This is a genomic window from Phormidesmis priestleyi BC1401 (genome assembly GCF_001650195.1).
GTDB classification, from domain to species: domain Bacteria; phylum Cyanobacteriota; class Cyanobacteriia; order Leptolyngbyales; family Leptolyngbyaceae; genus Phormidesmis_A; species Phormidesmis_A priestleyi_B.
Genome location: NZ_LXYR01000027.1, coordinates 22,454 through 35,062, shown reverse-complemented (window position 1 = coordinate 35,062; position 12,609 = coordinate 22,454). Strand labels below are relative to the sequence as shown.

The 12,609-nt window shown below is 49.0% G+C and carries 16 protein-coding genes, 1 tRNA gene and 1 pseudogene; 14 read left to right on the top strand and 4 right to left on the bottom strand.

Features of this window, described 5'->3' with window-relative positions:
• Nucleotides 1-15 precede the first annotated feature (15 nt).
• The 6 genes and pseudogenes from A8707_RS14945 to A8707_RS29755 all read left to right on the top strand — a co-directional run bounded on the left by A8707_RS14945 (nt 16) and on the right by A8707_RS29755 (nt 5,136).
• On the top strand, nt 16-1,509 hold the full coding sequence (locus A8707_RS14945) for a DICT sensory domain-containing protein (RefSeq protein WP_068818041.1): 1,494 nt from the start codon (nt 16-18) through the stop codon (nt 1,507-1,509).
• A gap of 88 nt (nt 1,510-1,597) precedes the next feature.
• Nucleotides 1,598-2,074: a CRR6 family NdhI maturation factor gene (locus A8707_RS14940; protein WP_068818040.1), complete on the top strand. Its 477-nt coding sequence runs from the start codon at nt 1,598-1,600 to the stop codon at nt 2,072-2,074.
• A complete protein-coding gene (locus A8707_RS14935; protein WP_082906371.1) occupies nt 2,074-2,538 on the top strand; it encodes a hypothetical protein in 465 nt (154 codons plus the stop codon). Before A8707_RS14940 ends, A8707_RS14935 begins: the two co-directional genes overlap by 1 nt.
• 57 nt (nt 2,539-2,595) lie before the next feature.
• On the top strand, nt 2,596-4,635 hold the full coding sequence (gene recJ, locus A8707_RS14930; protein WP_231948091.1) for a single-stranded-DNA-specific exonuclease RecJ: 2,040 nt from the start codon (nt 2,596-2,598) through the stop codon (nt 4,633-4,635).
• 196 nt (nt 4,636-4,831) lie between these two features.
• Nucleotides 4,832-4,936 (top strand): annotated as a pseudogene (locus tag A8707_RS30655) (hypothetical protein); the annotation flags it as partial.
• Between the two features lie 35 nt (nt 4,937-4,971).
• A complete protein-coding gene (locus tag A8707_RS29755; protein ID WP_231948090.1) occupies nt 4,972-5,136 on the top strand; it encodes a hypothetical protein in 165 nt (54 codons plus the stop codon).
• Nucleotides 5,137-5,298: 162 nt separating this feature from the next.
• Here the strand turns inward: A8707_RS29755 and A8707_RS30650 are convergent, their stop codons facing one another.
• Nucleotides 5,299-5,457 (bottom strand): hypothetical protein, encoded by a 159-nt coding sequence (locus A8707_RS30650; RefSeq protein ID WP_156518603.1) that lies wholly within the window; start codon nt 5,455-5,457, stop codon nt 5,299-5,301.
• 34 nt (nt 5,458-5,491) lie between these two features.
• Here A8707_RS30650 and A8707_RS30645 point away from each other — a divergent pair, with 34 nt between their 5' ends.
• The gene (locus A8707_RS30645; protein WP_156518601.1) at nt 5,492-5,668 is read left to right on the top strand and encodes a hypothetical protein; all 177 of its coding nucleotides are present in this window, start codon (nt 5,492-5,494) and stop codon (nt 5,666-5,668) included.
• Between the two features lie 110 nt (nt 5,669-5,778).
• Here the strand turns inward: A8707_RS30645 and A8707_RS14925 are convergent, their stop codons facing one another.
• Nucleotides 5,779-6,195, bottom strand: coding sequence for a hypothetical protein (locus tag A8707_RS14925; RefSeq protein WP_068818039.1), 417 nt, complete (start codon nt 6,193-6,195; stop codon nt 5,779-5,781).
• A 188-nt stretch (nt 6,196-6,383) separates the two neighbouring features.
• On the opposite strand from A8707_RS14925, the gene A8707_RS14920 reads away from it, so the two are divergent.
• The 6 genes from A8707_RS14920 (at nt 6,384) to A8707_RS26900 (ending at nt 10,192) form a co-directional block, all read left to right on the top strand.
• Nucleotides 6,384-6,455 (top strand) — tRNA-Gln (locus tag A8707_RS14920).
• 34 nt (nt 6,456-6,489) lie between these two features.
• Nucleotides 6,490-6,867 (top strand): heterocyst frequency control protein PatD, encoded by a 378-nt coding sequence (patD, locus tag A8707_RS14915; protein ID WP_156518600.1) that lies wholly within the window; start codon nt 6,490-6,492, stop codon nt 6,865-6,867.
• A 74-nt stretch (nt 6,868-6,941) separates the two neighbouring features.
• On the top strand, nt 6,942-7,541 hold the full coding sequence (locus A8707_RS14910) for a TFIIB-type zinc ribbon-containing protein (protein WP_068818037.1): 600 nt from the start codon (nt 6,942-6,944) through the stop codon (nt 7,539-7,541).
• A gap of 38 nt (nt 7,542-7,579) precedes the next feature.
• Nucleotides 7,580-9,214, top strand: a complete 1,635-nt coding sequence (locus tag A8707_RS14905; RefSeq protein WP_068818036.1) for a dipeptide ABC transporter ATP-binding protein — start codon at nt 7,580-7,582, stop codon at nt 9,212-9,214.
• A 92-nt stretch (nt 9,215-9,306) separates the two neighbouring features.
• On the top strand, nt 9,307-9,987 hold the full coding sequence (locus A8707_RS14900) for a glycoside hydrolase family 24 protein (protein ID WP_082906372.1): 681 nt from the start codon (nt 9,307-9,309) through the stop codon (nt 9,985-9,987).
• A 19-nt stretch (nt 9,988-10,006) separates the two neighbouring features.
• Nucleotides 10,007-10,192 carry a DUF4926 domain-containing protein gene (locus A8707_RS26900; RefSeq protein ID WP_231948089.1) on the top strand — a complete coding sequence of 62 codons (186 nt, stop codon included), beginning with the start codon at nt 10,007-10,009 and terminating at the stop codon, nt 10,190-10,192.
• A 218-nt stretch (nt 10,193-10,410) separates the two neighbouring features.
• On the opposite strand, the gene A8707_RS14895 is transcribed toward A8707_RS26900, so the two are convergent.
• Nucleotides 10,411-10,992 (bottom strand): hypothetical protein, encoded by a 582-nt coding sequence (locus A8707_RS14895; RefSeq protein WP_068818035.1) that lies wholly within the window; start codon nt 10,990-10,992, stop codon nt 10,411-10,413.
• A gap of 87 nt (nt 10,993-11,079) precedes the next feature.
• A complete protein-coding gene (locus A8707_RS14890; protein ID WP_068818071.1) occupies nt 11,080-11,916 on the bottom strand; it encodes an alpha/beta fold hydrolase in 837 nt (278 codons plus the stop codon).
• A 375-nt stretch (nt 11,917-12,291) separates the two neighbouring features.
• On the opposite strand from A8707_RS14890, the gene A8707_RS14885 reads away from it, so the two are divergent.
• On the top strand, nt 12,292-12,579 hold the full coding sequence (locus tag A8707_RS14885) for a Nif11-like leader peptide family natural product precursor (RefSeq protein ID WP_068818034.1): 288 nt from the start codon (nt 12,292-12,294) through the stop codon (nt 12,577-12,579).
• Nucleotides 12,580-12,609 lie beyond the last annotated feature (30 nt).

The following is a 12,609-nucleotide window of genomic DNA, read 5'->3' as shown; positions in this document are numbered from 1 at the left end:
CCCTTTCCCAATCTTATGACTCCATTAGTCGCCCCAATGTCTCTCTATGAATTAGCGGCTAACTCTGAGCACACCCCCTTTGCTCTTCAAGTTAGTCCGGCTACCTTCAAGTCGATGATGGGTAACCTACTCAATCTATTGATTGAGCAGCAGATTTCTGCCGTGGTTTGGGCAAAGGTGCCTCATGGTAAAGCTTGGCAAGCTGAGATTGATCGCTACTGTGAGCTTGATGACCTTCCTCAAGCCGTTTACTTATTAAAAAATCAGCGAGAAGAAGCCTCTGAGAAGAGCAGCCTTCAGCTATCTGAGCAGAGTGAGTATGATCTCGCAGAGCATCCCCTTATTCACTCGATCGCGCTGGCTCCTGAAAATCAGCTTAGACGCGAATATTTCTTGCTGATTTGGTCAGAGCAGCTTTGCTGTTTGCTAATGGCGCACCGCGTTCGATCGTCTCAAAGCGCGATCGAGCCTTCTAACGGGCAAGAAGAGTCTCCCGACAAAAAACAGTTACCAAAGGTAAAGGTTCTATTCTCACTCGATCAGGAGATGATCCAGCAGTTTCTAGCTCAGTTGAGTCTAGAATTACCAACCGATGCAGATGGGTCTATCGACAAGCGGGCATCCTGGGAGACGTTGATCAATCAGATTCAACCCTCCGCTTTGAATGCAGCGCTGATTGGGCAGATTTTCACAAAGCAAATGCAGCGTCAAGACGAACTCTGGCAGCGATCGACCACTTATCGTAAACAGGCAGAACTCGCCTCACTGCTGCAAATGCAAAACGAGGAGCTGTTGACGGCAATTCGGCTAAAGGATGAGTTTCTCAACAATGTCGGGCAAGAGCTGAGAACACCCTTGACCAACATGAAAACGGCGATGACGCTGCTCAATTCGCCCAATCTCAAAGCACCTCAAAAGCAGCGATATATGGATCTGCTAGTGAAGGAGTGCGATCGTCAAAGCTCTCTGATCACGAGTCTGCTCGACTTGGTGAGCCTCGACCAAATGGCAGAACAAACGACGATTCAGTCGCTCAAACTGAGCGATGTGGTGCCGGGGGTCGTCAGCACCTACCAGCCGCTGGCAGAAGAAAAAGGTGTGAGATTGGCTTACACGGTGCCAGAAGATCTGCCGCCCGTGGCGTGTTTGAGTATGTGGCTCAAGCAAATCGTCATTAACCTCTTGCACAATGGAGTCAAATTTACTCCCACAGGTGGACAGGTTTGGGTGCGAGCAAAACAGCAGGGTGACTATGTGCAGCTTGAATTTCGCGATACGGGGATCGGGATTGCGGCAAATGAGATTCCTAAAATCTTCGATCGCTTCTATCGGGTGCGCCAAACGATCGCAGAAGACACTGGCGGATCGGGTTTGGGGCTGACGATCGTTCAACAACTCTTGCTGCACTGTGGCGGCTCAATCTCGGTCAAAAGTCGAATTGGTGAAGGGTCCACTTTTAATGTATTGTTTCCGATCTATCGCGCACAGGTCGAGAAGGAAGATCTGTAAGAATTTTGAGTTTTGAAATGAGTCTGTCGGCTGAGAACAGTGAGACTATTGAAGGGTGGATTCGCTGACTCAAAACTCATCATTATTTATGGCTATCTCGATCATCCTCACTGCCGATCAGATCAATACGTTAGATCTTTCTCCTGCGATCGCCATCATCAACCCAGTTCTGCCTGAGATTCTTGCCCACGAACAGCAGCTTCAATTCACGATCGACTATCCGCTCGAAGCCGACGATCCCAGAGAGTTGTCCGAGATTCCAGAGGTGCGTCTATGGTTTATTCGACTAGATGCGTTGTATCCCTGGCTGCCGTTTTTGGTCGATTGGAAAGCTGGGGAATTAGGACGCTATACGGCGATGCTAGTGCCTCATCAGTTTCAGCCCAAAGAGGGGATTCAATACAATCCCGAAGCGCTGGAGATTTTTGTGATGAACAAAACATTCGTGCTGATGAATTGGCTGAAACATCAGGGCATTGAGAGCAAGTCACGCCTGAAATCGCTGACTCAAATGCTGGGCTATGAGTTAGATGATGCGTTTTTTGATGTATTAGTCGGAAACTAATGACGGACTCCAACCTGCACACTCTACCCAAAATGGCTGCCATGTCTTTTAAGCTGGTGACGATCGTCCTGACAACGACCCTATTTGCAGGTTCGATCGGCTTTACCGTCAACGCCCGGACTTGTCAAAATACCTGTCCTGCCCCAGTCCTTCAGTTCACGCCGGGGCAGCGCATTAAAGTGCAAGTGTTAAACCGAACCGAGAACCGAGTTGAAGTCGAAAAGGTGGCGGGTACTCAACCTCTCTCGGTTTCACCAGGGCAGCAGATCGAATTTGAGCGAGATAGCAGCACCACTCCCAATCTTTCTGTGGTGTTTTGGGATATCACGTCGCTGGCGATAAAATCGTCTCTTTCTAAGCCCAACCCCAACACTTTGCGAATCGAACTCAAATCAGAGCGCAATTATCCACCGGGCGATCGCTCTGTCTATATTCGCAATGATGGTCGAGTCGACGTTTTCTAAAGGGTAACGACATTCTGCCGTTTGCCCACTTATATCTGTAAGATGATTTGAGTCTTTTTGGATCGATCGCCTGTGTTAGAGCTTCCTGTTTCTCGATCGAGTTCGTCTTCCCGTCCTGCGATTCCTGACCAACGTTGGAATATTTTTGCGAGTCAGGCAGAGCGGGCAGAACAACTGGCTCAAACGACGGGGTTGTCTCCCTTGTTGACTCAGGTGTTGCTCAACCGCGGCATCGAAACCCCAGAGCAGATCAGGGTTTATTTAGATCCCGACTCTCAAGAGTTGCCCTCGCCGCTCGAAGATTTTCCCGATTTGCCCATCAGTTTAGAACTGTTGATCAACGCCATTAATCAACGACAGCGCATCGCCATTTGTGGAGACTATGATGCAGACGGCATGACCAGTACGGCGCTGCTGCTGCGGGCGCTGCGGTTTTTGGGGGCGCGAGTTGATTATGCAATCCCCAGTCGGATGAATGAAGGCTACGGCATCAATGAGCGAATTGTTGAAGACTTTCACGATGAAGGCGTTTCGCTGATTCTCACCGTCGATAACGGCATTGCGGCTCACAAACCGATCGCCAGAGCGCGCGAGCTTGGGTTAGCGGTGATCATCACCGACCACCACGATTTACCGCCAATATTGCCCGACGCAAACGCCATTCTCAACCCCAAACTGATCGCCGAAACGTCTCCCTATCGCAGCATGGCAGGAGTCGGAGTGGCGTATGTTTTGGCGCTGTCATTGGCACAAAGCTTTGACCAAACGCGAGAACTGCGAGACATCTTACTCGAACTCTTTACCCTGGGCACGATCGCGGATCTTGCTCCACTGTTAGGCGTAAATCGTCGCTGGGTCAAACGTGGCTTGCAGCTATTGCCAAAATCCAAACTCGCAGGCGTTCAGGCACTCATTCAAGTCGCGGGATTGAGCGGTGAGAAAAATCTCAAGCCCGAAGCGATCGGGTTCCGCTTAGGTCCTCGCATTAACGCAGTCGGTCGGCTAGCTGATCCTCAGATTGTGATTGAACTGTTGATCACAGACGATGATGGCGTTGCTTTAGAACAGGCAATGAAGTGCGAACAGATCAACAAACAGCGTCAGCAACTCTGCGAACAAATTGAGCGAGACGCGATCGAGGCATATGAACACGGGTCGCTGGATGCTAAGGACGATCGGGTGCTGCTGCTTGTGCAACCTGGCTGGCATCACGGCGTGATTGGCATCGTGGCATCTCGATTAGTCGAGCGCTATGGCGTTCCGGTGTTTATCGGCACCTACGAAGACGAAGCCCAACAGCACATTCGCGGGTCAGCGCGCAGCATTCCAGAGTTTCACGTTTTCGAGGCGCTGGAGTTTTGCAAAGATCTGATGATCAAGTCGGGCGGACACAAGGCAGCCGGAGGATTTTCGTTTGAGGCGAGTCAGTTGGATGCGATTCGATCGCGCCTCCGCACGTTTGCTCACCAATCTCTCAAAGTCGAACATCTCAAGCCCCTCGTCACCGTCGATGCTCAAGCAAATCTCAATCAAATTGATCTCAGTTTTTATACTCAAATTGATGCCCTTCACCCGTGCGGGATGGAGAACCCCGATCCTGTTTTTTGGACTCCCAACGTTCGCATTAGTGACCAAAAATTGATTGGCAAAGGGCACCTCAAGTTAATGGTGTGTCAAGAAGATTTGGCGGCAGATGAGTTTTCAGTCGGTCACAAACTGACCGCGATCGCGTGGCGTTGGGGCGAATATTATCCTTTCCCGAAATATCTAGACATTGCCTACCGAGTCAGAACTAATGAATGGAACGGCGATGTTTCGGTGCAGTTAGAAATTATTGGGGTGAGGTTGCCGTCTCAGTCTGGGTCTGGCGTTGAGTTTTCCCACAGCCAGCGAAACTACACTTGCACGATCGTGGAGCGAGACAACACTCAAGAACTCAGAATCCGCAATTTCAAAGGCGAGATTCTAGCGATTCAAAAAGGTCAAAGGATTGGAACGTTGGGTAAAACTCCCCAAACCTCGAAGGAGATAGACGTGTCTCAGCCGCAGTTCTACCACTTAATTAGGGCTGCGATGCAAGCATTAGAGAATGTTTAAAGATTCTGGCGTTGCTGAACACAACTATGAATTGCCCTCTTCACGAAGTGGGGCAAGCCCTCACCCTCGACCCTTCTCCCCAAGGAGAAGCAGGGTGGTTTCATATAAGAGCAAGGAAATGAGAATGAACTGAATAGATACTGCTCAGTCGTAGGAAAATGAGGATGGACTGAGTAGTGATTCATCGATTCAGTCCATGACCCTCATAGAGCAATTAAAGCAAATTCCCGACCCTCGAAAGATCAAAGGTCGTCGACATCCCTGGCGGATGATTCTATTTCTCAGCCTCCTGGGGTTTCTGTGCGGCTACCGCGGGTATCGCCCCTTGGCAGACTTTTGCTGGCACCATCAATCGAGTTTGGTCATCTGCTGGACTTACCCAATAGGCAAGCGATGCCGTCCTATTCGACCTTTCGGCACAGTTTTCTGCAAGTCGAGCCTCAGGGATGGATTGAGACGTTTAATCAGTGGGCACTGGCAACCTTGCCCGAAACGAGGTGAATGCCATCGAACAGGACTATCTTCTGGCACTCAAATCTAGTCAAGCCGAGACCGATGCCGCCGTTGAGACTCTGACCTAAACTGAACCCGCTTTGGCAGTCGCCGTAGAGCAAGATCACTCTCATGGGCGCAGCGTCCAGCGCCCTGTGCAAGTTGTTTACCTCACCCCCAACCCTGCAAGCGAAATACGCCCGCCTCGCCTCGATCGGGGTCGTGACGTGAGATGGCATCCGCGCCCAGCAGCCCTTCTGCGAGACGGTTCGCTATCTCAGCAGTCGCCGTTGGTCGGCTTCGGACTTGCTCAAAGCTACCCGTCAGCATTGGCAAATTGAAAGTAGCTTACATTGGGTCAAAGATGTTCACCTTCGAGGAAGATGATCCGGTTCGCAAAGGGGGACATGCGCCCGTGAATTGGGCAGTTCTCAATACGTTCTGCATCACCTTGGCAAGACGGCAGCGGTGGCGCACCGTTCCACAAGCCCTCAGGTCTTGGGCGAATCAACTGCATCAGGTCTTTCATTTCCTTGTATGAAACCACCCTGCCTTTTCCCCAAGGAGAAGGCAGCTAGAACTTCTTGTTCCCTCTCCTTGGGGAGAGGGCGAGGGCGAAGTATTCGTGCAGGAGGTCTAGCCAAACGGCTGTCAGTTAAACACGTCTAAGATTTTGCGACAAAATCCTCTCAGGCGATCGCAAATGTCTGGAGTCGGGCTGCTCATGCCTTCAAAACCCCAGTCTTGCACAGTTGAAAATCGCCACTGGTTGCCCTCGTGATCAAAACCCGCTGCCTCGACTCCGATCGCTCGACGAGTCTGACTGTCTAAATCTTGGTGAAACCGAATTTGCACCAAAATGCTGCGACTTTGAAACAGGCGACTGCGACCTGGAAAGTGAAAGCCAATGTCGATCGAGTCGGGATCAACGAGTTCTCGCGTGTCTGCGTCGTTTGCCCACGGTTTTAAGTCTGCCCGCACATCAGGAAACTCAGACTTAAAGAGATTGACCACCGTTGCGATTTTGCTTGTCGTTTCAAGGGTGGTTGCTTGGTCTGCTGCGTTCACTCCACTTCTTACCCTTGGTTGAGATGCTCACACATTCTGGAACTTAATCTTTTTCATGATCATAATCGACTCTACCTCGATCAGCAGTACCGATTGATACAGCGATAGAGCTGGGTTAAATCGCCAACGTAATCATTTGCTTGACAGACTTGGGCGATAAGCTGCTAGAATACAAATCGGTAACGCGATGGGGCGTCGCCAAGTGGTAAGGCACCGGGTTTTGGTCCCGGCATTCCTAGGTTCGAATCCTAGCGCCCCAGTTTTAGACAAGCTATCGACGTTAAGGCAGATTTCTTGACGGGTGCCACAATGCTGCCGGAGATTCATCGTCACCGATATCAAGACTTTCAGCAGATTTTAGAGCGGCTGCGCCGTCTAATTTCTCAACCCAACTGTGAGAAAGCCTTGCTAAAAGCAGAGATTTCTCTAGCACAGCAGTTTTTTCAAGACCAGGTGAGATGTCTCGACTTAGACGAACTGGACGCAGCGGTGGGGCAGCGATCGCGCTCTTTCCACGTCGAGATCAACAAGCAACTGCGGCTCTTAGCAACCGACGTGATGTTTTTGCAAGCTGCTAAACAGGCAGCGACCAGCCAGCAGAGACTAGAGCAAGTTGGCGATCGAGTCAACACGCTAATCCGCTACTGCGATGCTCTATTGCAGAAAGAATAGCCAATTTTTACGGCTATCTGCCAAACGTGACGAGAGCTTGATTAAATGGAGATTGTCGCATTGAGAGCATCGCTGTGCAATGTCCCAAAGACCGCAAGATTGCGCTAATAGACGGCACTTTAGCCGATCAGTTGAAAGTCAAAGATTGTCCTGACTGCAAAGGAACGTGGATTCCGTCAGAAGACTATCAGACTTGGCAACGCCAAAAAACACACCCCACCACGGCAGCAGAGCTAGTGCCAAACGTTTTAGATGTGGAATTTGTGCAGTCGCCGTTTGATGCAAAAGCGTCTCTCTGCCCAGAGTGCCGCAGCTATCTGGCGAGAACCAAAATCGGCATGAAAACCCCGTTTTATGTGGAGCGGTGCCCAAGCTGTGGTGGTATCTGGTGCGATCGTGGCGAATGGGATGCGTTAGAGAAAATGGGCTTGCATACGGCGATCGAGCAACTATTCACGAGCGAATGGCAGTCGCTGTCTCGCGAACGAGAGCACTTTGCCCAAGAAAAACAGGCGACCGTAGATAAATTGGGTGAAGACCTCGCCCAGCAAGTCTTTGCCCTAGCTGAAGCGTTGGAGAAAAATCCGAATGGCGATTTTGGAGTCGCTTATTTGATGCGACGATTTGAGGCGATCGTGCAAATGCAGAAATCAAAAGCGATCGAGGAGCCGTAATCGAGTCTGCTAAAGTAGCTGAAAGCAGACTCGCCACCATGAACGAACCTCTTTTTTGCGTTAAAAATCTCCGCGTCGCTTATTCAAAGATTTATGCCAGTTGGGTGGTAGATGATGTGTCATTCACGCTGCAACCCGGTGAGCGATTGGGGCTGGTGGGCGAGTCTGGCTGCGGCAAATCAACGTTGGGACGGGCAGCAATGAGGCTGCTGTCTGACTCCGCTAGGGTTGAAGGAGAGGTGACGTTTGAGGGGCGATCAGTGTTTAGGCTGTCACCGTCGCAATTGCGGAAGTTTCGAGGCGAGGCGGTGGCGCTAATTTTTCAAGATCCGATGACGCGGCTTGATCCGTTGATGACGATCGGCGATCACTGTTTAGAAACCCTCAAATCTCACGAGCCAAATCTTTCGACTAAACAGGCAAAAGAACGTGCGATCGCGACACTAGAAGCGGTTAAAATTCCTGCAATCCGCTGGGCACAATATCCCCACGAATTTAGCGGCGGAATGCGGCAGCGAGTCGCGATCGCTCTAGCGCTTTTGCTGAATCCTAAACTAATCGTGGCAGATGAGCCGACAACGAGTTTAGATGTCACGGTGTCGGCTCAGATTTTGCAAGAGTTGACTCGTCTGTGCAGTGAGCGGCAAATGGCGTTAATTCTGATTTCTCACGATTTAGCGATGGTGTCAGAATATTGCGATCGCATCGCTGTGATGCACACCGGAAAGATTGTCGAAACGGGAACCACGCAATCGGTATTTCAAAATCCGCAGCATGACTACACAAAATCGTTGTTAACGGCTGCTCTGCATATCCAAAAAGACGACACGGACGATCGAGCAGTCCTCAAGCAAAACGCGCCGATTTTGCAATTGCAAGACTTAAAACAACACTACACGCTAGAGCAAAATTTTATTTCGCGACTGTTTGATAAAACCGATCACACGATTCGAGCGGTTGACGGTATTAATTTAAATCTCTATCCCGGTGAAACGCTAGGACTGGTGGGTGAGTCTGGCTGCGGCAAAAGCACGCTCTCGCGGACGATTTTGCAATTGCTTCGCCCTACGGCTGGCAAAGTCAAATTCTTAGATCACGAATTGACAGAACTCGATCGCCAACAGCTTCGTCAACAGCGTCGTCAGATTCAAATGGTGTTTCAAGATCCGTTAGCGTGTTTGAATCCTAGAATGACGATCGGACAAAGCATCGCCGATCCACTCTTGATTCATCAGTTAGCCACGGCTGAAAAAGCAAAGCCAGAAGTCGAGGCGATGTTAGCGCGAGTTGGCTTAACGCCCGTCGAGGATTTTTATCATCGCTATCCTGCCGAGTTGTCTGGCGGACAGCAGCAACGAGTCGCGATCGCTCGTGCTCTGATCACGCGTCCCAGCCTGGTGATTTGTGATGAGCCTGTGAGTATGTTAGATGCGACCGTGCAAACGCAAGTGCTGCAACTGATGCGAGAGTTAAAACGAGACTTTGATTTGACCTATTTGTTTATTACGCATGATCTGTGGGTGGCGAGATTTTTCTGCGATCGCATTGCCGTGATGAATGCCGGAAAGATCGTTGAATTGGGGTTAACGAAAGAGATTTTTAGCAATCCTCAGCATCCTTACACGAAGACTCTTCTCGCGGCTGCACCTCTGCTCAGTCGAATGACCGGATAAAAGAATTTGGGTTGAACATGACTAATCGCAAAACGTTTCTCAACTTCTGCGGTTAGAATGCTTTCTGGTGCCTCATGTTAGAACGGCAACTTATGTCAAATACTGAGTCAAAACCCGATTTTTTAGAACAATTTGTTGAAAAACTTCTTGTTCGCAGTGTGATTCTATTCGGGATCGTCTTTTTGATGATGTACCTGCTCGATAAACGTCCCTCGTTTTGGGTGCCTGACTCGGCGATCGGTGCTAAAACGCCTCTAGTGATGCGTGGCGGCGACCCCTACATTCGAGCACTGATGCGAACCATTTCGGCGAGTGAGTCAAATGTTCGCAATCCCTACGCGGTTCTCTATGGGGGAGACTATGCCGCCGATTTGAGCAAACACCCCGATCGCTGTGTGACGATCGTCGCAGGACCCAACACAGGCAATTGCACCACGGCTGCTGGGCGCTACCAGTTCATCACGTCTACCTGGCTAGAGGAGGCTCGACGCTACCACCTTGACCCGCCGACTCTGTTGTTTTGGCAAGGCTACAGTTTCTCGCCCGAATATCAAGATCAAGTCGTCTATCGTTGGCTGAATGATTCTCAAGCCTGGGGCGTTGATTTACGCCAGTCGTTAAAAAAAGGACAAATCAGCACAGTTTTACAGCGACTTTCTGGCACCTGGACGAGCTTAGGATATGGCATCGAAGATAATGCAAACACCAGTGAGTTACCCAGGGTTTATCGCCAAATGTTGAAAGAAGAATTAGGTCAAGCGGCAAAGCTTTGAAAAATTTACTAAAGCTGCGATGAAATTTGCATTATTTAGTCGAGTGGCATTGAGTCAAGACATCCCCAAATACAATCTGCGTAGAGGATCTGTAGGAACGGTTGTTGAATTTTATCCTATGCCAGAAGGTCAGGAAGACGGCTATAGCCTTGAAGGATTGTCCCTCAAGATACGATCGAGGTGTCGGAGTCACAAATTGAGATAATGCCAATCTAAATCTAGATACCGCAACTCCTCGGCTACCCGATTCATCGTTCTTCGCAGTATTGAGAATAATGTCTTGCAAATTCCCGAACCTCAGCCTTTTCCTCATTCCCAAAATGTCCTCCTAGTAGGATTTTCGGTCTTTCACCATCTGCCTCCTATTTGTTAGAGAACATGCGAATAAAGAATAGGTTTTAAGGGTGTTGTCACTCCGTAACGTTAACAGGTTCCTTTTTTATTTTGATAATAGTTCGATTCCTTTCTACGAATCACCCCATAATCAGTATTATTATCAAACCCAGTAGCATTTAGTCGGCTCATAATATCTTCCCGGAAAATCTGGCGAACATCGTCTGTATAGAAGGGAGTATCGCGTGGTGTTTCATCGCTAATGACACGAAAGCGATTTTGATTTGGATACTGTTGCACAACCAACTTAGAAGCAAAACTAATTATAGTTACAGGTAGTTGAGGACTTGAGGTTGATGGCGTTCCTTCAACACATAACAGTTTTACGTAGACATCACTGCTACCAGGATTAGATACAAGCGTTTCAGCATAGAAGGTGTGATGTGTACAAAATACTTTTTTGACTCTTTCAGGGTTAAAATTTCTGATTCTAATAATCTCTGAGAGGTAGTTGTCCACATATTTCTCAATAGCTTGATTGAGAGATGAATTACTTGGCAAAGTATTGTTAGGAACACGAGGAATGTTCGCAAAACTAATAAATTCTTGGCAACCTTGTAAAGCTGTTAGTGTTGGGAAAATGATATAAAAACATAACTTGAATAGTTTCATAGGAGCACTTCAAAAACTTGTGAAATATCATTACTGATGCTAGAAACTGCACTGATAAGACCCTTTGATCCGATTTTAATCTCTGTATCAGAATTTTGACAAAAATTGAGTTATTAGTTCTGCCATTTCAAAAGAGTAGTGTTGCGGCAGAGCGTGATCGGCATTCTGAATAATGGCGATTTGCGCGTTTGGGATCTCAGTCGCATAAGTTTGACTGTGCCAAAGCGGAATGGTTTCGTCACGATCGCCCGTCATCACCAAGGTTGGCACCCGCAGTCGATGAATTTCTTTCTCGACCGTATCGATCGCATCTTCAGGGCGAATCCGATCGACGAGGAACGATCGGGCGGCAGGTTGAGCATTTAACTCGCGTCGTGCCCAATAAATCGTTTCTAGCGCTTGGCTTTGTCCGGCTAGTCGAACCAGAGGTTTAGCGAGAGCGAGTGCCCAATCGACGATCGGGGTCTGCCACAATAGCGGACGCAAATGATCATATCGCCCCGCAAAGCTATCGTCTCGAATGCCTGCCGGAGCCGCTAAAAACAAGCCTTTGACCGCATTGGGATAGCGCAGCGCATAAGCAGACGCAACCCAGCCGCCAAACGAGTGCCCCACGATATAGCAAGGATCGATCTGCAACGCTTCGACGACTTGCTGCACAAACGCAACTTCTTTGGCAACATCATAGCGGATGTCAGGTTTGGCAGATTCTCCAAACCCCAGCAGATCTAAGCCAATGCAGCGAAACTGAGGGTTTAGCTGCTCCATTAACGGGAGCCAGTTGGTGCCATTCCCAAAAAAGCCGTGCAGCATCAGAAGCGGTGTGCCTTGTCCGGCTTCCAAATAAGCGGCGGTTTGAGGAGTCCGATCGAGAGAGTCAAAGTCTAAGTGGATTTGCAGCAGGTGCTTTTGAGTTACAGACATTTCTACGGAGGTTTTGCCAAACTTCATCCAATTTTAACGTTACAGTCTCACCGAGTTCTAGAAGATTCAAGGTGATGACGATCGCGCTCAAAATGGTTGGCGGCGACGATCGAATGCTCCTAGAGTGAGTAGAGACTAAGACTTAACGGATGATGATTTTCTCCCACGTCTCCTGTAACATCATTTTGCAACTGATAAATTTCGATGAATTGCTGTCAAATTTACCTAAGCACTGATGTTATGTAGTATTTTATACTTATAGTCAAAAGCAATTTTTGGTGAAGCACCCGTAGACCGTTCTCAAAAAGTTCATTAACCAAGCTTGCCGCACTAGCCATCAGGTCAAAAATACTTACGACTCAGGAGACTTTAAAGGTGTCTATAGAAAGTGCATCTCGATTTTTAAGAGCAGCGGCTCAAGACCAAACGATTCGCGAGAAATTTGCGGCGGCAAACTCCCCAGCCGAGTTTCTCCAAGTCTCTGATCAGATGGGCTATTGCTTTACGACCACAGAGCTTGAAGCCTTAATTCGAGAGTTGAGTCAGGAAGCGATGGTGAGACGATCGACGGGAGTTTGGAAGTGGCTGCGGAACGTTAACTGGATAGAAAAATCCCATAATTCTCCCTACGAGGCACAGGTGCGAGATTTTGCAGGAGTCTAAGCGGTGAGCGCAGATTAAGCCAGATGTTGC